Consider the following 23,812-nt stretch of genomic DNA (forward strand, 5'->3'; position numbering starts at 1 on the left):
GGGGAGCATGCGATATTTGCTTATGCAAATAATCATCTCCCTTCGAAACCTATTAATTTCATCAGGGAGGCAATAATTATGACTTCTATAGAAATAGCAAACAATCCTCAAATAAGGTACGATGTCAATGAAAAACCTACTCCGAAGCAATGGTTTATATTAAGCCTGCAGCATTTATTTGCGATGTTTGGTTCAACCATTCTTGTACCGATTCTAACAGGGCTGGATCCTGGAATTGCCCTATTGACAAGCGGTATAGGTACACTGGTTTACATTCTGATCACCAAAGGGCAAATACCTGCTTATCTTGGTTCATCCTTTGCCTTTATCTATCCGATTACTTTACTAAATGAAAGCAGCGGTGTTGGTTCTGCTTTAGTAGGCGGCTTTTTGATTGGACTTGTTTATGCACTCGTTGCTTTATTAGTTAAAAAACTAGGCACTAAAACCATCCTAAACTTTTTACCGCCTGTAGTCGTAGGTCCTATCATTATGGTAATTGGTCTTGGTCTTGCCTCAACAGCAGTCAATATGGCCATGTATGAAAATCCGAATGCAGAAGTGCTTGTTTACAGCACAAAACATATTACGGTTGCCTTAATTACACTTGCCATCACAATCACATGCAGTGTTGTCTTTAAAAACTTTTTTTCACTGATTCCAGTATTAATCGGTATTATTGGTGGTTATATTACCGCCTGCTTCTTTGGAATTGTAGATTTCACTCCGGTAAAAGAAGCAGCCTGGTTCCAGCTTCCAAATTTCACGGTGCCATTCGTAGATTATACACCGGCTTTAACATGGGAAATTATTCTGATCATGATTCCAATTGCCATCGTTCCAATATCAGAACATATTGGCGATCAATTAGTTCTTGGTAAACTTGCTGGACGCAATTTTGTTGAGAAACCGGGTCTACATCGTTCGTTATTTGGCGATGGAGTTTCCATTATGATTGCATCTTGCCTGGGTGGTCCTCCGAATACAACCTATGGAGAAAATATTGGTGTTATGGGTCTTACAAGAGTATTCAGTGTTTATGTAATAGGCGGAGCAGCGGTATTCGCAATCTTGTTCGGATTTATTGGAAAAATTTCAGCCCTTATTCAATCCATTCCATCAGCTGTGATGGGTGGGGTGTCCATTCTTCTGTTCGGCATCATAGCTTCAAGCGGTTTACGGATGTTGATCGACAGCAAAATCGATTTATCTAAAAATAGAAACTTAGTCATATCCTCTGTTATTTTAATCATTGGTGTTGGTGGTGCAATGCTCAAAATTACCGATCATGCCTCCATTTCTGGAATGGCATTGGCCGCCATTGTAGGTGTCATCTTAAATCTTGTACTTCCCGGTAAGGAAACCAGTGAAAGTCAGGGTTGAAAGTAGATCCAACAAGTAAAATACAGGGGTTAGATTAAGTGCGATAATTCCAGTATGCGATATTGGGATGAATCGACTAAATAAACTAAAACCCTGATTCGTAAAAAACGAATTAGGGTTTTTTTTAGAATATGGGAGGCTGATTGATCGTGAAACATTTGCTTACGATGACAGATTTATCGATTGAGGAAATTACAGGCTTGCTATCAGTTGCTGAGGCATTTGCCAACGGGGAAACCTGGATGCCTGCAAAAAGACACTTTGTAGCAAATTTATTTTTTGAAGCGAGCACGCGTACTAAAATCAGCTTTGAAATGGCACAGCGAAAGCTTGGGTTGGATGTAATCCCTTTTGAAGTGCAAGCATCAAGTGTATTAAAAGGTGAAACCCTATCCGATACAGTGAAGACATTAGAAGCGATTGGAGTGGAAACCGTAGTAATTCGTCATACAGAAGATAATTATTTTGCAAATTTAATACAAAGTGGTGTATATTTATCCATAATGAATGCTGGTGATGGATGCGGGCATCATCCTACGCAATGTTTATTGGACTTGATGACCATTAAACAGGAATTTCAAACGTTTCGAGGTTTAAAAGTGGCAATCATAGGAGATATCAGGCATAGCCGCGTAGCGCGATCAAATGCGGAAACACTGACCAGATTAGGTGCAAAGGTTGTATTCTCTGGCCCACAAGCTTGGGCGAATCTCTCGGGAAGCAATGTGGCCTATGAACCAATTGATGACGCCATCGAAAACGCAGATGTAGTTATGTTGCTTCGAATCCAGCATGAACGTCATTCAGTGGAAATGCCAATGAGAAAAATGGAATATTTGAACAGTTATGGATTGACGATTGAAAGGGAGAGACGTCTTAGGAGTAATTGTATAATTATGCATCCTGCGCCAGTAAATAGAGGTGTGGAAATTGATGATTCATTAGTTGAATGCGCTCGTTCGCGAATATTTAAACAAATGGCCAACGGAGTATATGTGAGAATGGCTGCTTTAAAAAATAGTATCGAGCAAAGGGGAGGAGCGGCAAATCATGAATACAATTATAAAAAGTGCGCAATTTTTAACTGATGATGGAACACTGGCCACCAAAGATATCTTAATTCAGAGCGGAGTAATCTCCGATATCCAAGATGAATTGCCCAATCAGCAGGCAAACATCATTCATGCTAAAGGATTTTTGCTGGCGCCTGGTTTTATAGATTTGCATGTTCACTTAAGAGAGCCCGGCGGCGAGCATAAAGAAACGATTGAAACAGGGACACAGGCTGCTGCAAAAGGTGGATTTACTACTGTAGCTGCTATGCCGAATACACGACCTGTTCCGGATACTGCCGAACAATTACGTTCGTTAAATAATAGAATTAGAGAAAAGGCGAGCACAAGGGTATTGCCCTATGCCTCAATTACTATCAGGGAGCTTGGAAAGGAATTAACTGATTTTGAATCTCTGAAAAAATCCGGAGCATTTGCCTTTACAGATGACGGCGTCGGCATCCAGTCAGCTGGTATGATGCTTGAAGCTATGAAAAAAGCTGCAAAACTGAATATGGCCATTGTCGCTCACTGTGAGGATAATACATTAATTCAAAGTGGATGTGTGCATGAAGGAATCTATTCGAGAAAACATGAATTACCTGGTATCCCTTCAGTATGTGAAGCGGTCCATATTGCTAGGGATGTATTACTGGCTGAGACAGCAGGTTGCCATTATCATGTTTGTCATATCAGCACGAAGGAGTCTGTAAGAACGGTTCGTGATGCCAAGAAAGCAGGCATTCATGTAACAGCAGAGGTAACCCCCCATCATTTGTTACTGTCCGAAATGGACATTAAGGAGCTGGATACTAATTTTAAAATGAATCCGCCTTTAAGAGGTGAGGATGACAAAAAAGCATTGCTAGAAGGCCTGTTAGACGGGACGATTGATTTTATCGCTACAGATCATGCTCCCCATTCAGTAGAGGAAAAATCACAAAATATCAGACTTGCGCCGTTTGGCATAGTTGGATTAGAAACAGCCTTTCCGCTGTTGTATACATATTTGGTAAAAAAGGGAGCGATGACCCTGAAACAATTAATTGATTTCTTGACGATTAAACCAGCGCAAGCATTTGAACTTAACTACGGAAAAATAGAAATAGGGATGCCTGCGGATCTCGTCCTGCTTGATTTAGAAGAAGAACAAGTGATTAATCCTGATACCTTCCTTTCCAAAGGAAAAAACACGCCATTTGCTGGCCTGAGCTGTCAAGGATGGCCGGTCATGACGATTGTGGAAGGAAAAGTAGTTTGGCAGAAAGGAAGTCTAACTGAATGAAGAGACAATTGATTTTAGAAGATGGAACAATTTTTATTGGCGAAGCATTTGGAGGAGAAAGCGATAAAATTGGTGAGGTTGTATTTAATACGGGGATGACCGGTTATCAGGAGATTTTATCTGACCCTTCTTATTGCGGTCAAATTATTACGATGACTTATCCTTTAATCGGTAACTATGGAATCAATAGGGATGATTTTGAGTCAATCGCTCCGAGCCTAAGTGGCCTAATTGTAAAAGAAGTGGCTGATTTTCCTTCGAATTGGAGAAGTGATTTTTCTCTTGATGAATATATGAAAATAAAGAATATCCCTGGCATTGCAGGGATTGATACTCGGAAGTTGACAAGAATGATTCGTGAAAGAGGTACAGTAAAAGGTGTGATTTGTTCAATAACTAAAGATGCTGAAACGATGCTCCATCAAGTGAAAGCAACTGTGCTGCCTCGTAATCAGGTTCAAAAGGTATCTACAAAAAAAGCATATCCGAGTCCAGGACGCGGTTATCGGGTAGTTGTAGTAGATTTTGGAATGAAGCATGGAATATTAAGAGAATTAAACAATCGAGGCTGTGATGTAATCGTTGTGCCTTATAATACTACCTTTGAAGAAATTATGACACTTCGTCCAGATGGTATCATGCTGACAAATGGACCGGGAGACCCTGAAAATGTACCGGAAGCGATTGAAATGATAAGAAAAATTATCGGAAAAGTGCCAATGTTCGGCATTTGTCTTGGGCACCAGTTGTTTGCTCTAGCATGTAATGCAGAAACTGAAAAAATGAAATTTGGGCATCGCGGTTCCAATCACCCAGTTAAAGATTTAAAAACAGGTAAAATTGCACTGACCTCGCAAAACCATGGATACACAGTAAAATATGACTCTATTGAACAAACAGACTTGGAAGTTACGCATATTGCATTAAATGATGGAACGATTGAGGGATTAAGACATAAATACTACGATGCTTTCACCGTCCAATATCACCCGGAATCATCGCCTGGCCCGGAGGACGCAAATTATTTATTTAATCAATTCATTAGCATGATTGAGAGATCCAAACTGAAGGAGGCAGTAAAATGAGTAAACGTACAGATATTAAATCCATCCTGGTTATTGGATCCGGACCGATTGTAATCGGCCAGGCAGCAGAATTTGATTATGCGGGTACACAAGCTTGTCTGGCATTAAAAGAAGAAGGGTATCGTGTAGTCCTGGTAAATTCCAACCCGGCTACAATTATGACAGACACGGAAATTGCAGATGCGGTTTATATTGAGCCATTAACGTTAGAGTTTGTCAGTAAAATCATCCGTAAAGAACGCCCTGATGCTTTATTGCCCACACTTGGAGGCCAAACTGGACTAAATCTGGCTGTAGAACTGTCCAATTCTGGAGTGCTCGAGGAATGCAGTGTTGAAATTCTGGGAACAAAGCTATCGGCAATTGAGCAGGCTGAGGACCGTGATCTATTCCGAACCTTAATGAACGAATTGAATGAACCGGTTCCTGACAGCGCAATTATTCATAATCTGGAAGAAGCCGAGGCTTTTGTTCAGACTGTAGGATACCCTGTAATTGTACGACCGGCTTATACACTTGGAGGGACAGGCGGCGGAATCTGTTCAAACGAAGAGGAATTACGCGAGATTGTAGCCGGTGGTCTCAAGAGCAGTCCTGTCACCCAATGCTTGCTGGAAAAAAGTATTGCAGGGTTCAAGGAAATTGAATATGAAGTCATGAGAGATTCGAATGATAATGCAATCGTGGTTTGTAACATGGAAAATATCGATCCTGTCGGAATACATACGGGAGATTCGATTGTAGTGGCACCGAGCCAAACATTGAGTGATCGAGAATATCAATTATTGCGCAATGCGTCGTTGAAAATTATTCGTTCTTTAAAAATTGAAGGAGGCTGTAATGTTCAGCTTGCTCTTGATCCAGATAGCTTCAATTACTACATTATCGAGGTTAACCCAAGGGTGAGCCGTTCGTCTGCACTTGCTTCTAAAGCAACCGGTTATCCCATTGCAAAGCTTGCAGCTAAAATTGCAGTTGGTTTGACACTTGATGAGATGATCAATCCCGTAACTGGAAAAACATATGCGAGCTTTGAACCGGCACTTGATTATGTCGTAACCAAAATACCACGCTGGCCTTTTGATAAATTTGAGGAAGGGAACAGAACCCTCGGAACGCAAATGAAAGCAACTGGTGAGGTTATGGCAATTGGCAGAACGTTCGAGGAATCTCTATTAAAAGCAATTCGCTCCCTAGAGGTTGGAATCTTACACTTTGAATTGCCCAAGGCTGAGATGATTATGGATGAAGAGATTGAAAAACAAATTAAAAAAGCAACAGATGAACGTCTATTTTATATTGCTGAAGGGCTGAAGCGCGGATTAACGATTCAGTTGATCCATGAATGGTCTCGGATTGATTTATTCTTTCTGCATAAATTTGCAAAGATTGTTGAGATGGAAGCTAAACTATTAGAAGCCCCCTTCCATCCGGGATATACATTAATAGCCAAAAAACTTGGTTTCTCTGATTATATCTTAGCAAAGCTTTGGAATAGCTCTGAATTGGAAGTGTATCAATGGCGCATGGACAATCAAATTAAACCGGTATTTAAAATGGTCGATACCTGTGCTGCGGAGTTTGAATCTGAAACACCATATTTTTACTCCACTTATGAGGATGAGAATGAATCAATCGTAACACCAAAGAGGAGTGTCGTCGTACTTGGTTCAGGACCCATTCGAATCGGGCAGGGAGTTGAATTTGATTACGCAACTGTTCATTCTGTCTGGGCGATTAAAGAGGCCGGCTATGAAGCGATTATTATAAACAGCAATCCGGAAACGGTCTCAACTGATTTTAGCATATCAGACAAATTATATTTTGAGCCCTTAACGATTGAAGATGTGATGAATGTCATAGATTTAGAAAAACCAGAAGGGGTTATTGTACAATTTGGCGGCCAGACTGCCATTAATCTTGCCTCAGCCCTTGTAGAAAGAGGAGTTAAGATACTGGGAACGTCTTTAGAGGATGTGGATCGATCTGAAAATCGCGATAAGTTTGAGCAAGCCTTAACGGAACTGAATATCCCGCAGCCTAAAGGGAAAACAGCCTTGTCAGTGGAGGAAGCAGTCGAAGTGGCTGATGAGATTGGATACCCTATTTTGGTAAGGCCGTCCTATGTTCTCGGTGGAAGGGCAATGGAGATCGTGGATGATCAGGAGGATTTACTGCATTATATGGAAAATGCCGTAAAGATAAATCCGAAGCATCCTGTATTAATCGATCGTTATTTAACAGGGAAAGAAATTGAAGTGGATGCGATTTCTGATGGTGAAACAGTTGTTATTCCGGGAATCATGGAGCATATTGAACGGGCTGGCGTCCATTCCGGCGATTCTATAGCAGTCTACCCTCCACAGAATCTATCAGAGAGTATGAAAGAAAAAATCATAGATTATACGATTAAACTGGCAAAGGGTTTAAATATCATTGGCTTGTTTAATATCCAATATGTAGTCTCCAATAATGAAGTGTATGTAATTGAAGTTAATCCCCGTTCAAGCAGGACTGTGCCGTTCTTAAGCAAGATCACTAATGTTCCAATGGCAAACTTGGCTACTAAGGTCATTTTGGGACAAAAGCTTAAAGATTATGGTTTCGAAAATGGTCTTGTATCTGAAAAGACGGGTGTTTACGTAAAAGTACCGGTATTTTCATTCGCGAAGCTACGCCAGGTTGAAATTACGCTCGGACCAGAAATGAAGTCAACAGGTGAAGTGCTGGGAAAAGACGATACATTACAAAAGGCTTTGTATAAAGGGTTAATTGCATCAGGAATTCAGATAAAGCAATATGGAACTGTCCTCTTGACTGTTGCGGATAAAGACAAAGAAGAGGCCGTTTTACTTGCGGAACGTTTCAATGAAATCGGCTATCAAATCATTGCTACAGAGGGAACGGCTCAAGCGTTAGATCAAGCGAATATTCCATGTCGAATTGTTGGAAAAATTGGCAGTGAAGAGCCGAACTTATTGGATATGATTCATAATGGCAAAGCACAGCTGGTGATTAATACGTTAACCAAGGGAAAACAGCCTGAACGTGATGGCTTTAGAATTCGTCGTGAGTCGGTTGAAAATGGGATTCCTTGCATGACTTCCTTGGATACGGCCAATGCCATTTTAACAGTACTGGAATCGCTAACGTTTTCGACAACTAAAATGAACCATATGCAAACAGCCAAGGAGGCAATCAGCTTATGATTCAAAAAGAGATGATGACAGTCGTCAGCCATCGAATGATTGCGCCGAATATATTTGAAATGACTATGGAGGGGACACTTGTCTCCTCCATGGCAATGCCTGGGCAATTTGTACATATCAAAGTATCGAACGGAATAGATCCTTTGCTGCGCAGGCCAATCAGTATATGTAAAATTGACCCTGAGCAATCTCGTTTTACAATCGTTTACAGAGCGGAAGGGAAAGGAACCAGGATTCTTTCTGAAAAAAAAACAGGGGAAAAAGTCGATGTGCTTGGGCCGCTTGGCAACGGGTTTACGGTTGAGGATGTGAACCCGGGAGGAAAAGCGCTTTTGATAGGCGGAGGAATTGGAATACCACCTTTATTGCAGCTATCAAGAGATTTAACGGCTAAAGGTGTATCTGTGATTCATATTTTGGGCCTCCGTACCGCAGTAGATATTTTTTATGAAAACGAATTTGCTGAGCTTGGGGAGACCATTATCACAACTGAAGACGGGACTTACGGAATAAAAGGCTATGTAACAAATGCTTCAGTTCCAATGGACATTGATGTGGTCTATACATGTGGGCCAACACCAATGCTAAAGGCCGTTAAGGATAAATATAAAGGGAAAAAGGTGTTTATTTCGCTTGAAGAGAGAATGGGCTGCGGAATAGGTGCCTGCTTTGCCTGTGTGTGCCGTACCCCGGGAAATGGATACCGGAAGATATGTATCGATGGCCCGGTATTTCGTTCAGAGGAGGTCGTCATATGAATAATCCATTAAGCATCAATCTGCCTGGATTAGCCTTAAAAAATCCGATTATGCCGGCATCTGGTTGTTTCGGCTTTGGGAGGGAATACAGCCAGTTCTATGATCTCGATAAGCTGGGTGCCGTCATCATTAAATCAACGACACTTGAACCGCGTATTGGAAATCCGACTCCAAGGGTTGCGGAAACAAATGCAGGGATGCTAAATGCCATTGGACTTCAAAACCCTGGCTTGGAGCATGTGATGAATGAGGAGCTTCCATGGCTTGATACGTATGATGTACCGATTATTGCTAATGTGGCAGGAACCATGATGGAGGATTACGTGGAGACGGCGAAACGGATCAGTACAGCTCCAAATGTGCATGCTCTTGAACTGAATATTTCCTGTCCGAATGTAAAATGCGGAGGTATTCAATTTGGTACCGATCCGTCTGTGGCTAAAGAATTAACTAAAGCGGTAAAAGAAGTATCTTCAGTGCCAGTCTATGTTAAATTGTCTCCGAATGTCAGCGATATAGTATCCATTGCGAAGGCAGTTGAAGATGGTGGTGCTGATGGACTGACGATGATTAATACACTAATAGGAATGCGTATTGATCTCAAAACATCCCAGCCGATTTTGGCTAATCGGACAGGCGGTTTATCAGGGCCAGCCATTAAACCGGTTGCGATTCGAATGATTCATGATGTTAGCTCGCAGGTTTCGATTCCTATCATTGGCATGGGCGGCATTGAAACAGCAGAGGATGTTATTGAATTCCTTTATGCAGGTGCGAGTGCGGTTGCGGTTGGAACAGCCAATTTTATTAATCCGTTTGTAATGCCTGAGATTATTGACGCTCTCCCAGACCTAATTTTATCACTCGGGTTTGATCATATATCAGAATGTATTGGAAGGAGCTGGAATAGGAATGCGGAATACACCGGTCATCGCGCTTGATTTTCCTAATAGAGAGCTAACCTTGCGATTTTTACATAAATTTAATGAGGAAAAATTGGCTGTTAAAGTAGGTATGGAGCTTTATTACGGAGAAGGTCCTTCTATCATCACTGCAATTAAAGGATTGGGACATGACATTTTTTTGGACTTGAAATTGTACGATATTCCTAATACGGTTGGAAAAGCAATGGAGACAGTGGCAAGACTGGGAGTCGATATGGTTAATGTTCATGCAGCAGGCGGAAGAAAGATGATGGAATATGCGCTTGATGGTCTTGAAAAGGGTACCTCTACTGGAGAAAAAAGACCGCTATGTATAGCGGTTACGCAATTGACAAGTACAAGTGAAGAGCAGATGCAAAGAGAGCAATTCATTCAGACAACCCTGGCTGAAAGTGTCATTCATTATAGTCAATTAGCAAAAGAATCAGGTCTTGATGGAGTAGTTTGCTCCGTACATGAAGTACAGCAAATTAAAAATCAGGTTGGTCGAAATTTCGTAACAGTTACTCCGGGAATTCGTCTGGCCAGTGATGCAGCAGGAGACCAACAAAGGGTGGCTACACCGTTTATGGCTAGTAGGCAGGGCAGTGATTTTATCGTTGTGGGAAGAAGTATTACAACGGCAGAGAATCCAATAGAGGCCTATTATAAGATAGTTGAAGAATGGGAGAGACCGATATGAAAAGAAAAATAGCAGAGCATTTATTATCTATTCAAGCTGTAGCCTTACAGCCAAGCAATCCATTTACTTGGTCATCAGGTATCAAATCCCCGATTTATTGTGATAATCGATTAACGATGTCTTACCCGGAAGTACGGAGGGATGTAGCGAGAGGCCTAGCTCAATTAATAAAAGAAAAATTTCCTGAAGCTGAGATTATTGCAGGAACAGCTACAGCAGGCATTCCGCATGCTGCCTGGGTAAGTGAACAGCTAGATTTGCCGATGATTTATGTTCGTTCCAGTGCAAAAGGGCATGGAAAAGGAAATCAAATTGAGGGGAAAGCGGAAAAAAGCGATAAAGTGGTCATCGTGGAGGATTTGATCTCAACGGGAGGAAGCTCAATCACATGTGCCAAGGCATTACGTGAAGCCGGTTGTGATGTACTAGGGGTTGTATCGATCTTTACATATGAAATGGATAAAGCAAGAATTGCATTTGCTGATAGCGAGGTTCCATATTACCCCTTAAGCGATTATTCAACTCTTATCGAAGTTGCGGAAGAACATCAGTACGTGACAAAGGAGGAGCTGAATAAGCTCCGCAAATGGAAGCAAAACCCTTATGATGAGAGCTGGGTTAACTAAAAACATAAAGAATCAGTGGGATAAAATCTGAAATAGTTGGATTTTATCTCTTTTTATTTGTGTCTGTTAAACTTAGATGTTGATAAATATATAATCTGATTGACCGATTGCTAGAATTAGAGGAAGAGTATGCAGCAAGCTGCCAACAAGAAATATCATAATGAAAAAGACTGAGTGGTTATATTCAGCCTTTTTGTTCGTTCGGTTCTTCGGAATAGTCTCCGATGAGGTAAATTTGCATAAAAGGGGGAATGGAGAATGGCAGAGTTACCCGAAATCTATCAATTAAGTACCCAGATGAATGACTCTCTCTCGGGCAAACAAATCGAACGGGTGGAAATAAAGCAGGAAAAGTGCTGCAATGTTTCGGGGTTGGTATTTTCATCACGAGTAATAGGATCAACGGTTAAAGCGGTTCAAAATAAAGGGAAAGGGATCATCGTTTCCCTATCGAATGGAGAAAACATGTTAATTTCGCTCGGGATGGGAGGGGATTTGCTTTATTTTGAACCTATTTCATCCAATCCCGTTCAGGAAAAATATCAATTCCTCATCCAATTTCAAGATGGGACAGGGTTTTCCATCCGATTTTGGTGGTTTGGAAAAGTGTATATCGCCAATGATCAAGAAATCAAAGAAGAAAAAATAATCAAAGCTATTGCTTTCACCCCATTCGATAAGGAATTTACCTATGACTATTTCAGACAGTTGGTTAACGGGAAAAAAGCGGGAATTAAATCCTTCTTGTTGAATCAAAAAAACGTCGGCGGAATCGGCAATATGTATATTCACGATATCTTGTTTGAAAGCGGAATCCATCCTCAGAAGAAAGTATCCGACCTATCGGAAGAAGAGGTCAAAAACCTCTATAACAATATGCATAAACAATTGCATCATTCTTTATCCAAGGGGAGTTTTTCTCTTGAAAAGGAATTTTACGGACATAACGGTGAGTACTTGACGAGTGATTTTCAAATTGCGTATAAAAAAGGGGAACCTTGCCCTAGATGCGGGGAGACCATTCAATCAATCAAAACAGGGAGCACCACTTCATACATTTGCCCTGCGTGTCAGAGGTTTTCAAAGACGGAATGAAATATTCTGTCTTTTTCTTGATCGTATTCATCCAGGGAACATCCGTTTTAGTTAGACAATCCCACTTGAAAATGCTTGGAAATACCAAAATTGGGTAAAGGTGTGAGTGTGAATGTGAATAAAAAGGAGGAAAGATCATGGGGAGACTGGATGGAAAAGTGGCAATTATCACGGGTGCATCACGAGGAATGGGTTCTGAACACGTTAGAGAGTTTGTCAAAGAAGGAGCTAAAGTAGTGATTACGGATATACTCGAAGCGGAAGGAAGGACGTTATCGAAAGAGCTCGGGGAGAACACACTATTTGTGAAACACGATGTTACCAATCCAGACGATTGGAAACATGTCATAAACCAAGCGGTTGAAGCCTTTGGCCCTGTTACGGTTTTGGTGAATAATGCTGGATATGCTGGCCCTGTGTCTTCGCTGACCGATTTGGCAGATGAAGACTACCTCAAAATCATAAGTATAGACCAACATGGAACCTTCTATGGGATGAAAGCGTTAATTCCGCATATGATTGAGGCGGGGGGAGGCTCAATTGTGAATATTTCATCTACCGCAGGATTAAGACATGTCAATGGAACCCCCAATGTGGCGTATACGGCAGCCAAACATGCGGTTAACGGTTTGACGAAAGCAGCAGCCGTAGAATACGCCGACAAGAATATTCGAATCAATGTGATATGTCCAGGGGGTGTATTAACCCCACTGCTAAAAGAAACCTATACGCAAGAACAACTGGATATGTATGCTACATCTCCGATAGGGCGATTATCAGACCCACAAGAAATCTCTAAACCAGTCTTGTTTTTAGCCTCGGACGACGCCTCCTATATAACGGGAGCGGAATATGTCGTGGATGGGGGACTATTAGCTAGATAGCTCAATCGGGGACAGGTGAAAATCAACCGACTGGCCGTCTTCAGAGGCTCAAAAAAATATCAGGGAAGATCCCTGATATTTTTTATTGGCAGTCTTTTTCTCCCCCCACTTTAGCAAGTGTGTATAAGGAGGAAATTTAAGAAGATAACAAAACAGGTTAATATAACTGTGGATATACTTTGATACTGTTCGTAATATGCAGCGAGCGGGAACTGATTTTTTTGTTGGGATACGAACGCCCTGGACACTCAGCAATGATGAAGTATCTTATTTCCTATTTAGAGTAATAACAAAAGAATAATAATATAATAAAAACGCAGCGGAAAATTAAAACCGCTGCGTTTATCTATGCTTTTAAGGATAAAACCACTTCTTCATCCGGGGTAACATAGTAGGTTGTTTGATTATCATAGGTTACAAAGCCCGGTTTTGCTCCAGCTGGTTTTTTGACATGCCTGATTAGTGTAGAGTCTACCGGAACTTGGCTCGACTGCCTGGCTTTACTGAAATAGGCAGCCAGAATGGCGGCTTCTTTTATCGTTTGTTCGGTAGGGTTTGCATCGCGGATGACAACATGGGATCCCGGAATATCCTTTGTATGGAACCAAAGCTGATTTTTAGCCGCTAGGCGATTGGTTAAATATTCATTCTGCTTATTGTTTTTACCTACCAAAATTTCAATGCCATCACTGGACAAATAGGAATCAAGGACAGGTTTTAAATCTTTTTTCTTACCTTGCTTTTTGGTATATCTTTTTTTCACATATCCGCCTTCTTCAAGCTCTTCACGGATTTCCTGCAAATCTCTTGGTGAGGCAGTGTTCATTTGGTGGATTAAATTATCGAGATATTGAATTTCCTCATTTGTTTTTTCGATTTGATCGATTACAAAGGATTTGGCGTTCTTTGCCTTTTGGTATTTAGAAAAATACCATTGAGCATTTTCAGAAGGGGTTTTTCGGACATCGAGCTCAATCAAAAGAGTAGGTTGATTTTCATCATAATAATCAATTACTTCAGCACTCTTCATTCCTTTGTTCAAAGCGTAAATATGACCGGTTATCAGTTCCCCGTATTTCTTGAATATTTCTGCCTTCTCTGAATCCTGCAGAGTCTCTTCTAATTTTATTAGTTTCTTTTCATTTTTTTCTTTTTCATTTGAGAGAATTCTCTCCAGGTCATGCGCTTGCTGCTTGACGCGATCCCGGTCCGCTTTTTGATAATAAAAGCGATCTAACAATAAGCTTAGCGAAGGGAATTCCTTCTTATCACCTTTCAAATGCTGAAGGGGGATGAGGTAAAAAGCTTCCTTATCACCTGTAACCAATGTTGGCTGATAATTATGTGATTTTAATTGCTCCATTATTATATTGAAGCTCTCTGGAACGGTCTCCCTGTTTACGAGTCCAGCCCTGTAGGTTATTTCTTTCGCAAGAAGAGGAGAGATACCAGCAAACTGTGTGACCAATTGTTTATCAATTTTGCCAGCAAAATAATCAATATGTGTCAAGCCTTTATCTATATCTGATAGCGGATTGATTTTATTCTGAGCTGGCGGCAAAACGTAGGAATGACCTGGCAATAATGTCCTGTAGCTGTTTAAAGCAGGCGGTACATGCTTGATACAGTCTATGATCATATTTCTTTCTTTATCAACAAGAATAATATTGCTGTGTTTGCCCATTATCTCTATGATTAATAATTTTTGAGTTATGTCGCCGATTTCATTGCGCCCTCTAATCTCAAATTTAATGATTCTTTCCAATTCAGGCTGTTCGATTTTCTCTATAAAATAGCCTTCCAAATGTTTACGAAGCAGCATGCAAAACATGGGTGCTTCTGAAGGGTTATCCGTGTTTTCTTCTGTTAGTTGTACACGAGCATAGCTGGGATGTGCAGACAACAGAAGCTTATGATTGGTTCTGCCTGCGCGAATGACTAGCAGTAATTCATTTTTATAGGGCTGATGAATTTTTGTTATTCGTCCACCAGTTAACGTCTCTGATAATTCTTCGGTCATTGCTCTTGTAAAAAAACCGTCAAAGGACATATATGTGACACCTTCTTTAGTAAGTATTCGAATTATAAATCTCCATTCAAACAAGTATAGCATTTTTTAGGACAACTCTGAATAAACATGTACCAAAGAAAGTTATTCGGATTGTTAAGGAGGTTGTATCCGTCACATGAAACTTGCAGAAATGGACAAAGAAAAGCTACAATCCGCTTTTGGAGTACATACAAAAAAAGGGTTAAGTCATCAGGAAGCAAAAAAAAGGTTAAACCAATACGGAGAAAATGAATTAGCAGAAGGAGAAAAGCAATCTGCTTTAATTCTGTTTTTTCAGCAGTTTAAAGATTTTATGGTCCTTATCCTGCTTGCGGCTACTCTCGTTTCAGGTTTGCTGGGAGAGTATATTGATGCAATTGCCATTATCATGATCGTATTGATTAATGGTTTATTAGGGTTCTTTCAGGAAAGGAAAGCAGAAAAATCGCTGTCGGCTTTAAAGGAAATGGCTGCACCTCAAATGATTGTATTACGTGATGGGTTATGGTCGAAAATTCCGGCTAAAGAATGTGTTCCGGGAGATATAGTAAAGTTTTCAAGTGGCGACCGTATTGGTGCAGATGTGAGGATTTTCCAGCAGTATAATCTTGAAATAGAAGAATCTGCATTGACAGGTGAATCGCTCCCTGTTGCTAAAACGGAAGAACCAAAAAGAGATGGGCAAGACGGAATCGGCGATCAGGTTAATATGGCATTTATGGGAACGATGGTAACACGTGGGTCAGGTGAGGGTATAGTTGTTGCGACAGGAATGAAAACGGCAATGGGCCAAATTGCAGATCTGCTGCAAAATGCCAATACGCAACAGACGCCTTTGCAGCTTCGCCTGGAACAACTGGGAAAGATACTCATTGTTGTTGCATTACTGCTGACTTTATTGGTTGTAGGAATTGGTGTTTTACAAGGAAATAACTTATACACCATGGTTCTTGCGGGAGTATCTTTAGCCGTGGCTGCTATTCCGGAAGGTTTACCGGCTATTGTTACGGTAGCCTTATCCCTGGGAGTCCAGCGAATGATTCGACAGAAAGCAATCGTAAGGAAACTGCCTGCTGTAGAAACATTGGGCTGTGCATCAGTCATTTGTTCTGATAAAACAGGGACGATGACTGAGAATAAGATGATGGTGACTAAGGTTTGGGTTTCAGGGCAGCAGTGGTCAGTGTCTGGGAAGGGGTTTGATCCAACCGGTAAGTTTGAATGTGTGAGCGGTCATCAGGATGATACAGAGCTGAAGCAATTGCTAACCTATGGTATCCTCTGTAACAACTCTGAGCTTAAGCTTAAAAAGAAAAAGTATTATATAGATGGGGATCCGACTGAAGGAGCTATGCTTGTTGCCGCTATGAAGAAGGGAATTGACCGCCAGCTTTTATTCGAAAAGTATAAGATTTTAAAGGAGTTTCCTTTTGAATCAGAACGTAAATTAATGAGTGTATTGGTAAAGGATCATAACGGAAGGCAATTTGTCATTACTAAAGGGGCACCTGATGTTTTACTTGGGAAATGTACAACGGTTATGTCCAATGGAAGAGTGAAGCATATGGATGAGCAACTTCGTGAGTCCATAGGGAATACAACTGAACATATGGCTGAACAAGCATTAAGGACAATTGCGGTTGCCTACAAAAGTGTACCAGCCAATCAAGCAATTCTTGACCAAACGGATGCTGAAAATGAATTGATATTCCTTGGCCTTGAAGGAATGATGGATCCACCGCGTCCAGAAGTAAGGAAAGCGGTGCTGGAATGTCGCGATGCCGGTATTAAAACGGTGATGATAACCGGCGATCACTTAATAACAGCAAAGGCTATCGGTAAACAATTGGAGATATTCCGCGAAGGAGACCGTGTGCTGACCGGTAAAGATTTAGATGCGATGTCTGTGGATGATTTGGAAAATATCGTTGATGAGACGACTGTTTTTGCCCGTGTTTCACCAGAGCATAAATTAAAAATAGTCAGTGCCTTTCAACGAGTAGGACATATAGTGGCTATGACAGGAGACGGAGTGAATGATGCACCTGCTATAAAGGCTGCAGATATTGGAATAGCGATGGGTATATCCGGTACAGATGTGGCCAAAGAAACATCTTCTTTAATTTTATTGGACGATAATTTTGCAACCATAAAATCGGCCATAAGAGAAGGCAGAAATATTTACGAAAATATTCGTAAATTCGTACGCTATTTATTAGCATCAAATGTAGGAGAGATTTTAGTTATGCTATTTGCGATGGTCATGGGATTGCCCTTGCCTTTATTGCCAATCCAGATTTTATGGGTAAACCTGGTTACCGATGGATTGCCGGCTATGGCACTGGGACTCGATCAACCTGAAGAAAATGTGATGAAGCGGGGTCCGCGTCATCCAAAAGAAGGCGTATTCGCTAGGGGATTGGGGTGGAAAATCATATCAAGAGGATTCTTGATTGGTATCGCCACATTGCTTGCGTTTATAACTGTATATAAATCAAACCCTGATAATTTACAATATGCTCAGACCGTAGCCTTTGTAACTTTGGTTCTTGCACAATTAATCCATGTATTTGACTGCAGAAGTGAAAAATCAATCTTTTCAAGAAACCCATTTGGCAATATGTATCTTGTATGGGCAGTCGTATCTTCTTTAATTCTTATGCTGATTGCCTTGTACTATCCACCTTTACAAACCGTTTTCCATACGGTGCCGATTGCCCCTCGTGATTGGCTATTAATTGTCGGAATGGCGTCTATTCCAACTTTTTTATTGGCGGGTACATTTTATGTAAGTAAATCTAAATAAATTGTGATATAATTTTTAAGGTAGTAGAGTGAGCTCTATTACCTTTTTATTTTATATTAGCGTGTATAATGTTACTGATTGGAGCTGGGGCCGGATGATTTTAAGCATGACAGGGTATGGAAGAGCGAAGACAGAAAACGATTCTTTATCCATAACCATTGAGATGAAAAGTGTGAATCATCGTTTTTTTGAATGCAGTATCCGATCACCTCGTCAACTGCTCATGTATGAAGACAGGATTAAAAAGATTATTCAGCAAAAGCTGCATAGAGGTAGAATAGAAGTATTTATCAGCCTTCAGGGTGAAGGAACCGTTAAAAGAACGATGACACCTAATTGGGATTTAATTGACCAATTCATGAATATATCTACTGAATTCAATAATAAGTACAGTGCGTTTGCAGAACCGGAGATGACTGATTTGCTTCATCTCGAACATATTATCTCTATTGATGAGAAGGAAGAAGTTAATGCCGATCTTGAGAAAATGCTGCTTGGTACGGTAGAAAAAGCTGCTTCTCGCTTGTCAAATATGCGGGAAACAGAAGGTGAGTTCCTAAAGAGCGATTTAACTGAGCATATTAAAAAATTTGATGCAGAGGTTGAGGATGTCAGGGAGCGTGCACCGGAAGTTGTTAAGCAATATAGCAGCCGGCTCAAACAAAAGCTTGAAGAAGCAGTTGGAGATATCTTTGATCCAAACAGGCTGTTAACAGAAATAGCTTTATTTACAGATAAAGCAGATATACATGAAGAAGTTTCAAGGTTGAAAAGCCATATTGCACAATTTCTAGAATCATTGGAGGCAAGCGGTCCGATTGGCAGAAAGCTTGATTTTCTCATCCAGGAGATGAATCGGGAAACAAATACAATCGGCTCTAAAGCAAACGATGCAATAATTGCAAGAAAAGTTGTCGAGATGAAAACAATTCTTGAGAAAATGAAGGAACAGGTTCAAAATGTAGAATAATACAGTTTATGACAGTACATACAAGCATACACTAGGTAAGAGGGATGGAGGCTGCTTCAATGTCCATAAAGTTGATTAATATTGGATTTGGGAATATAGTTTCTGCTAATCGCATTGTTACCATTGTAAGTCCTGAATCTGCACCTATTAAAAGGATTATTCAGGATGCCAGGGACAAGGGTTCGCTTATAGATGCTACATATGGAAGAAGAACACGCGCAGTGATTATAACCGATAGTGACCATGTGGTTCTTTCAGCGGTACAGCCGGAGACCGTGGCTGCGAGGTTACATGACCGTGATGAGAGCGTGTTGGAAGGATAGGTGATTGTTTTGGAGGAAAAAGGGTTATTAATAGTTTTATCAGGTCCATCTGGAGTGGGGAAAGGTACAGTCAGAAAGGCGATTTTTTCTCAGCCGGATGTTGATTTTCAATATTCAATTTCAGCAACTTCCAGAAAACCTCGTGAGGGAGAAGTTGATGGGGTGGATTATTTCTTTAAATCAAAGGAACAATTTGAAGATATGATTGCCAATGATGAACTTTTGGAGCATGCTGAATATGTGGGAAATTATTATGGAACACCAATTGAATACGTTCGCCAAACGTTAAATGAGGGCAAGGATGTATTTCTTGAAATAGAAGTACAAGGAGCGCGTCAGGTTCGTGAGAAGTTTCCTGACGGTTTATTTATTTTCCTTGCTCCGCCAAGCCTTAAGGAGCTTGAAAATCGAATCGTAACAAGAGGCACGGAAACAGATGAGTTAATCCGTAACCGAATGAAAGCGGCTCGGGAAGAAATCGAAATGATGAATCTTTACGATTATGTAGTTGAAAATGATCGTGTAGAGCATGCGTGCGAGCGCATCAATGCAATCGTGGTGGCTGAACATCTACGCCGTGAACGAGTAGAAAAAAGATACAAAAAATTATTGGAGGATGATAAATAATATGTTATACCCATCTATTGACTCACTATTAACAAAAATTGATTCTAAATATTCTTTGGTATCCGTTGCAGCTAAACGTGCACGTTATATGCAGGAATCTGGAGAAAGCACAAAAATTGCAAAGCCGGTATCTCATAAATATGTTGGAAAAGCGCTTGAGGAAATCCATTCTGGTGACTTAACGTATCGAGTGGTAACTGAAGGTCGTCAAGACTTTTAATAGGCAATGCTTTCTAAAAAACAACCTTACGATTGATAATAAGGTTGTTTTTTTTTGCTGGCTGATGATATGTTTTCGAATTATAGTAAAACATATTAGTGCAAATTTAATAGATAATATATGATATAAAAGATGTATATAAAGGAATTCTCAAGAATACCAGTTATGGAGTGATTAGATGCTTGATAATAAGAAGATACTTGTTTGTGTAACAGGAGGTATTGCTGTATACAAATCGGCCGCCTTAACAAGTAAACTTGTTCAGGCGGGTGCACAAGTAAAGGTAATAATGAGTGAATCAGCAACTAAATTCGTGATGCCGCTAACTTTTCAGGCTTTATCCAAAAACGATGTTTATATAGATACATTCGACGAGAAAATCCCTGGTAAAATCGCACATATTGAGCTTGCTGACTGGGCGGATGTCATTCTAGTTGCACCTGCTACAGCCAATATTATAGGGAAATTGGCAAATGGAATTGCCGATGATATGATTTCAACTACCTTGCTGGCAGCAACGGCGCCTGTTATGATTGCTCCGGCTATGAATGTCCATATGTATCACCATAAAGCTGTGCAGCGAAATATGGCGCAGCTACGAGAAGATGGCTATTTATTTATGGAGCCTTCAGAAGGCTATTTAGCCTGTGGGTATGTTGGAAAGGGAAGGCTGGAGGAACCCGAAACAATTGTTGATAATTTAGAAGATTATTTTGCTGAAGAAAAGAAATCATTAAGTGGCAGAAAAGTCCTGATTACAGCTGGTCCAACCCGTGAACGAATCGACCCGGTACGTTATATATCCAATTTTTCGAGCGGTAAAATGGGATATGCTTTAGCGGAGGTGGCAAGAAGCATGGGAGCTGAGGTTACATTGGTGTCAGGCCCGGTGTCATTGGACGCTCCTGCAGGTGTCAAAGTAATTAAAGTAGAAAGTGCTTCCGAAATGTATGAAGCGGTAATGGATGTAATGGATGAGCAGCATATTATTATTGGTACAGCTGCTGTAGCTGATTATAAACCAGCTGTTTATGAGAATCAAAAGGTGAAGAAACAAGCAGGCGACAGTACGCTTGAACTGACTCGTACAAAGGATATTCTCCGAGAGGTTGGTAAGAGAAAAACAAACCAAATCTTGATAGGCTTTGCAGCTGAAACGAATGATTTGGATGAGTATGCAAAGAAAAAGCTGGTTAAGAAAAATGCTGATATGATTGTCGCTAATAATGTGACCCATGAAGGTGCCGGGTTCGGAACGGATACCAATATTGTTACCTTATATAAAAAGGATGGCAGTTTCAGAGAACTTCCTTTACTAAGTAAAGCTGAAGTTGCCAAAGAAATATTGAAAGAAATAGAATCCCTTCAAGTAAATGAGGATCACTCTTTATGATAGCAGAAGTAATCGTAGATGTACCGGCCCAGCAAACGGACCGTCCATTTGATTATAAAATCCCGGAAAAATGGGCCGGCATTATTCGTGAGGGAATGCGAGTGACAGTTCCTTTTGGCCCAAGGAAATTGCTTGGCTTCGTCGTAAGACTAAAGGAGCATACAGAAGTAAAGGGCTTAAAATCAATCAGCAGTTTATTGGATATTGAACCAGCGCTAAATAACGAATTGTTGGATGTAGGACATTGGCTCGCGGATGAGACGATGTGTTTTAAAATATCAGCATTCCAGGCAATGCTTCCGGCAGCATTGAAAGCAAAGTATGAAAAACAAATCCGGCTTGCTCCAGGTAAGCAGACAAATGATCTCCCAAAACAAATCCAGTATTTGTTCAGTAAAGCGGAAGCCGTCAGCTGGATTAAGATTCAAAATGACGAGCTTTTGTCCTGTATAAAGACTGAAATTGACAATGGAAATCTTGAAATTACTGTTCAGGTATCTGATAAAACAAAAATAAAAAAGCAAAAATATATAGCGTCATTGCTAACAAGGAACGAGTTGCTTGAACAATTAGACCACTTAAATGCGAATGCCAGCAATCAGAAAAAACTAGTATCCTATCTGGTAGAACATCCTGGGGAGCAATTGCTGGCAAAAGTGCTGGAAGAAACAAATATTAACAGTTCCTCTGCCATCAAACCTCTTGTTTCAAAAGGAATCGTTCAGATTACTGAGAAAGAGGAATATCGTAATCCTTATGCGGAAGGCCAATTTACAAAGGATCAATGCCTGAAGTTAACAGATAACCAACAGGCAGCTATTAATCCGATTAAGTTAGCTATAAAGGAAAATCGGAATGAAAATTTCCTATTATATGGTGTAACGGGAAGCGGCAAAACAGAAATCTATTTACAATCCATCAAGCAAATCGTAGATAAAGGGAAGGAAGCCATTGTTTTGGTGCCTGAAATTTCTTTAACACCCATGATGGTGACTAGATTTAAGCGACGATTTGGAGATTTGGTAGCCGTATTACATAGCGGCCTGTCTCATGGTGAAAAATATGATGAATGGCGCAAAATACAACGCGGAGAAGTTAAGGTTGTAGTTGGTGCCCGTTCCGCTGTATTTGCACCGTTTACTAATTTAGGTCTGATTATTATTGATGAGGAGCATGAGGGTAGTTATAAACAGGAAGAAACACCTCGTTATCATGCACGCGATGTAGCACTTAAACGGGCGGCCTATCACAATTGTCCGGTTGTCCTCGGCAGTGCTACACCGTCTCTGGAGAGTTTTGCAAGAGCGAAAAAAGGTGTATATACGTTGTTAACATTAAATAGCAGAGTAAACGATCAGGCTTTACCAGCTGTTTCAGTCGTTGATATGAGGGATGAAATGAGAGGGGGAAACCGCTCGATGTTCTCCGGCCTATTATTTGAAAAGCTGAAGGATCGTGTAGACAAAGGGGAACAGACTGTTCTCTTGTTAAATAAAAGAGGACATTCATCCTTTGTGATGTGCCGAAACTGCGGACTAGTAGTTACATGTCCAAATTGTGATATATCAATGACATATCATCGTGTTCAAGCGCTTATGAAATGCCATTATTGCGGTCTTGAAGAACGGGTTCCAGAGGTTTGTCCTGACTGCGGCAGTGACCATATCCGTTTTTTTGGTACAGGAACTCAAAAGGTTGAGGAAGAGCTGGGGAAATTGCTGCCGCATGCCAGAGTCATTCGAATGGATGTGGATACAACCAGACGCAAAGGAGCACATGAAGCGTTGCTGAAAAAATTCGAAGATGGACAAGCAGATATTCTTCTTGGTACGCAGATGATTGCCAAAGGCCTCGACTTTCCAAGAGTGACTTTGGTAGGGGTTCTTACTGCAGATACAATGCTGCACTTACCTGACTTCCGCTCATCAGAACGTACCTTTCAGCTACTAACGCAGGTCAGTGGGCGTGCCGGAAGACATGAATTGCCAGGCGAAGTGGTAATTCAAACCTATACTCCTGAACATTACAGCATTCAACTGGCATCAGAGCAGGATTATGACGGTTTCTTTATGAGAGAGATGTTCTTACGGAAACAAAATGACTATCCTCCCTATTATTATATCGCGCTTTTAACAATTTCTCATGAAGATGTGATGAAAACGGTGGAAGCAGCCGAGAAAATAGCAGCATTTATTAAGCGGCAGGTAGGGCCGGAAACGGTTGTATTTGGACCATCTGCTTCCCCAATGTCTCGAATCAACAATAGATATAGGTACCAATGTCTGATAAAATACAAGCGGGAACCTAATCTAAGTACAATTTTAAAAAAATTGAATGAAACATATGGACGTAATGCCACCCAATCAGGGTTACAATTATCGATTGATGTCAATCCGTTCATTATGATGTAAATAGAAAGG

General features: G+C 40.7%; 19 protein-coding genes. 18 read left to right on the forward strand and 1 reads right to left on the reverse strand.

Annotated features, from left to right (window positions below; translation table 11 throughout):
* The first annotated feature begins 78 nt into the window (after nt 1–78).
* From uraA to FHY47_RS01430, 11 genes are all read left to right on the forward strand, one after another.
* On the forward strand, nt 79–1,383 hold the full coding sequence (gene uraA, locus FHY47_RS01380) for a uracil permease (RefSeq protein ID WP_139891287.1): 1,305 nt from the start codon (nt 79–81) through the stop codon (nt 1,381–1,383).
* A 149-nt stretch (nt 1,384–1,532) separates the two neighbouring features.
* The gene (locus tag FHY47_RS01385) at nt 1,533–2,471 is read left to right on the forward strand and encodes an aspartate carbamoyltransferase catalytic subunit (protein WP_148629547.1); all 939 of its coding nucleotides are present in this window, start codon (nt 1,533–1,535) and stop codon (nt 2,469–2,471) included.
* Entirely contained in the window at nt 2,434–3,720 is a 1,287-nt protein-coding gene (locus FHY47_RS01390; protein WP_139891285.1) for a dihydroorotase, read from the forward strand. The genes FHY47_RS01385 and FHY47_RS01390 overlap by 38 nt, the downstream gene beginning before the upstream one ends.
* Nucleotides 3,717–4,805, forward strand: a complete 1,089-nt coding sequence (locus FHY47_RS01395) for a carbamoyl phosphate synthase small subunit (protein ID WP_148629548.1) — start codon at nt 3,717–3,719, stop codon at nt 4,803–4,805. The genes FHY47_RS01390 and FHY47_RS01395 overlap by 4 nt, the downstream gene beginning before the upstream one ends.
* A complete protein-coding gene (gene carB, locus FHY47_RS01400; protein WP_148629549.1) occupies nt 4,802–8,014 on the forward strand; it encodes a carbamoyl-phosphate synthase large subunit in 3,213 nt (1,070 codons plus the stop codon). Before FHY47_RS01395 ends, carB begins: the two co-directional genes overlap by 4 nt.
* A complete protein-coding gene (locus FHY47_RS01405) occupies nt 8,011–8,772 on the forward strand; it encodes a dihydroorotate dehydrogenase electron transfer subunit (RefSeq protein WP_148629550.1) in 762 nt (253 codons plus the stop codon). Before carB ends, FHY47_RS01405 begins: the two co-directional genes overlap by 4 nt.
* Nucleotides 8,769–9,713, forward strand: coding sequence for a dihydroorotate dehydrogenase (locus tag FHY47_RS01410; protein ID WP_148629551.1), 945 nt, complete (start codon nt 8,769–8,771; stop codon nt 9,711–9,713). Before FHY47_RS01405 ends, FHY47_RS01410 begins: the two co-directional genes overlap by 4 nt.
* Nucleotides 9,685–10,398, forward strand: a complete 714-nt coding sequence (pyrF, locus tag FHY47_RS01415; RefSeq protein WP_148629552.1) for an orotidine-5'-phosphate decarboxylase — start codon at nt 9,685–9,687, stop codon at nt 10,396–10,398. Before FHY47_RS01410 ends, pyrF begins: the two co-directional genes overlap by 29 nt.
* Nucleotides 10,395–11,024, forward strand: a complete 630-nt coding sequence (gene pyrE, locus FHY47_RS01420; RefSeq protein WP_148629553.1) for an orotate phosphoribosyltransferase — start codon at nt 10,395–10,397, stop codon at nt 11,022–11,024. The genes pyrF and pyrE overlap by 4 nt, the downstream gene beginning before the upstream one ends.
* A gap of 258 nt (nt 11,025–11,282) precedes the next feature.
* A complete protein-coding gene (locus FHY47_RS01425) occupies nt 11,283–12,119 on the forward strand; it encodes a DNA-formamidopyrimidine glycosylase family protein (protein ID WP_148629554.1) in 837 nt (278 codons plus the stop codon).
* 137 nt (nt 12,120–12,256) lie between these two features.
* On the forward strand, nt 12,257–13,003 hold the full coding sequence (locus tag FHY47_RS01430) for an SDR family NAD(P)-dependent oxidoreductase (RefSeq protein WP_066100623.1): 747 nt from the start codon (nt 12,257–12,259) through the stop codon (nt 13,001–13,003).
* A gap of 346 nt (nt 13,004–13,349) precedes the next feature.
* Here the strand turns inward: FHY47_RS01430 and FHY47_RS01435 are convergent, their stop codons facing one another.
* Nucleotides 13,350–15,053 carry an Rqc2 family fibronectin-binding protein gene (locus FHY47_RS01435; protein WP_066100614.1) on the reverse strand — a complete coding sequence of 568 codons (1,704 nt, stop codon included), beginning with the start codon at nt 15,051–15,053 and terminating at the stop codon, nt 13,350–13,352.
* Nucleotides 15,054–15,189: 136 nt separating this feature from the next.
* Here FHY47_RS01435 and FHY47_RS01440 point away from each other — a divergent pair, with 136 nt between their 5' ends.
* The 7 genes from FHY47_RS01440 (at nt 15,190) to priA (ending at nt 23,803) form a co-directional block, all read left to right on the forward strand.
* Nucleotides 15,190–17,859, forward strand: a complete 2,670-nt coding sequence (locus FHY47_RS01440) for a calcium-translocating P-type ATPase, SERCA-type (RefSeq protein ID WP_148629555.1) — start codon at nt 15,190–15,192, stop codon at nt 17,857–17,859.
* Between the two features lie 61 nt (nt 17,860–17,920).
* Complete coding sequence (locus FHY47_RS01445) at nt 17,921–18,829, forward strand: YicC/YloC family endoribonuclease (RefSeq protein WP_262365953.1); 909 nt, start codon at nt 17,921–17,923, stop codon at nt 18,827–18,829.
* Nucleotides 18,830–18,888: 59 nt separating this feature from the next.
* A complete protein-coding gene (gene remA, locus FHY47_RS01450; protein WP_066100607.1) occupies nt 18,889–19,152 on the forward strand; it encodes an extracellular matrix/biofilm regulator RemA in 264 nt (87 codons plus the stop codon).
* 9 nt (nt 19,153–19,161) lie between these two features.
* Nucleotides 19,162–19,779, forward strand: a complete 618-nt coding sequence (gene gmk, locus FHY47_RS01455) for a guanylate kinase (protein ID WP_066102291.1) — start codon at nt 19,162–19,164, stop codon at nt 19,777–19,779.
* A 1-nt stretch (nt 19,780) separates the two neighbouring features.
* The gene (rpoZ, locus tag FHY47_RS01460; protein WP_066100606.1) at nt 19,781–19,999 is read left to right on the forward strand and encodes a DNA-directed RNA polymerase subunit omega; all 219 of its coding nucleotides are present in this window, start codon (nt 19,781–19,783) and stop codon (nt 19,997–19,999) included.
* A gap of 178 nt (nt 20,000–20,177) precedes the next feature.
* Nucleotides 20,178–21,392 carry a bifunctional phosphopantothenoylcysteine decarboxylase/phosphopantothenate--cysteine ligase CoaBC gene (gene coaBC / locus FHY47_RS01465; RefSeq protein WP_139891273.1) on the forward strand — a complete coding sequence of 405 codons (1,215 nt, stop codon included), beginning with the start codon at nt 20,178–20,180 and terminating at the stop codon, nt 21,390–21,392.
* Nucleotides 21,389–23,803: a primosomal protein N' gene (priA, locus tag FHY47_RS01470; protein WP_139891272.1), complete on the forward strand. Its 2,415-nt coding sequence runs from the start codon at nt 21,389–21,391 to the stop codon at nt 23,801–23,803. Before coaBC ends, priA begins: the two co-directional genes overlap by 4 nt.
* The last annotated feature ends 9 nt before the right edge of the window (nt 23,804–23,812 follow it).

The organism is Bacillus sp. E214 (assembly GCF_008087365.1).
Classification (GTDB): domain Bacteria; phylum Bacillota; class Bacilli; order Bacillales; family Pradoshiaceae; genus Pradoshia.

Excerpts from the sequence above, each read along its gene's own strand:
- FHY47_RS01435 (WP_066100614.1), bottom strand. The coding sequence starts at position 15,053 with ATGTCCTTTGACGGTTTTTTTACAAGAGCAATGACCGAAGAATTATCA.
- FHY47_RS01395 (WP_148629548.1), top strand. The coding sequence starts at position 3,717 with ATGAAGAGACAATTGATTTTAGAAGATGGAACAATTTTTATTGGCGAA.
- FHY47_RS01430 (WP_066100623.1), top strand. The coding sequence starts at position 12,257 with ATGGGGAGACTGGATGGAAAAGTGGCAATTATCACGGGTGCATCACGA.
- carB (WP_148629549.1), top strand. The coding sequence starts at position 4,802 with ATGAGTAAACGTACAGATATTAAATCCATCCTGGTTATTGGATCCGGA.
- priA (WP_139891272.1), top strand. The coding sequence starts at position 21,389 with ATGATAGCAGAAGTAATCGTAGATGTACCGGCCCAGCAAACGGACCGT.
- FHY47_RS01390 (WP_139891285.1), top strand. The coding sequence starts at position 2,434 with ATGAATACAATTATAAAAAGTGCGCAATTTTTAACTGATGATGGAACA.
- coaBC (WP_139891273.1), top strand. The coding sequence starts at position 20,178 with ATGCTTGATAATAAGAAGATACTTGTTTGTGTAACAGGAGGTATTGCT.
- FHY47_RS01425 (WP_148629554.1), top strand. The coding sequence starts at position 11,283 with ATGGCAGAGTTACCCGAAATCTATCAATTAAGTACCCAGATGAATGAC.
- pyrF (WP_148629552.1), top strand. The coding sequence starts at position 9,685 with ATGCGGAATACACCGGTCATCGCGCTTGATTTTCCTAATAGAGAGCTA.
- FHY47_RS01410 (WP_148629551.1), top strand. The coding sequence starts at position 8,769 with ATGAATAATCCATTAAGCATCAATCTGCCTGGATTAGCCTTAAAAAAT.
- FHY47_RS01405 (WP_148629550.1), top strand. The coding sequence starts at position 8,011 with ATGATTCAAAAAGAGATGATGACAGTCGTCAGCCATCGAATGATTGCG.
- pyrE (WP_148629553.1), top strand. The coding sequence starts at position 10,395 with ATGAAAAGAAAAATAGCAGAGCATTTATTATCTATTCAAGCTGTAGCC.
- FHY47_RS01440 (WP_148629555.1), top strand. The coding sequence starts at position 15,190 with ATGAAACTTGCAGAAATGGACAAAGAAAAGCTACAATCCGCTTTTGGA.
- uraA (WP_139891287.1), top strand. The coding sequence starts at position 79 with ATGACTTCTATAGAAATAGCAAACAATCCTCAAATAAGGTACGATGTC.
- rpoZ (WP_066100606.1), top strand. The coding sequence starts at position 19,781 with ATGTTATACCCATCTATTGACTCACTATTAACAAAAATTGATTCTAAA.
- remA (WP_066100607.1), top strand. The coding sequence starts at position 18,889 with ATGTCCATAAAGTTGATTAATATTGGATTTGGGAATATAGTTTCTGCT.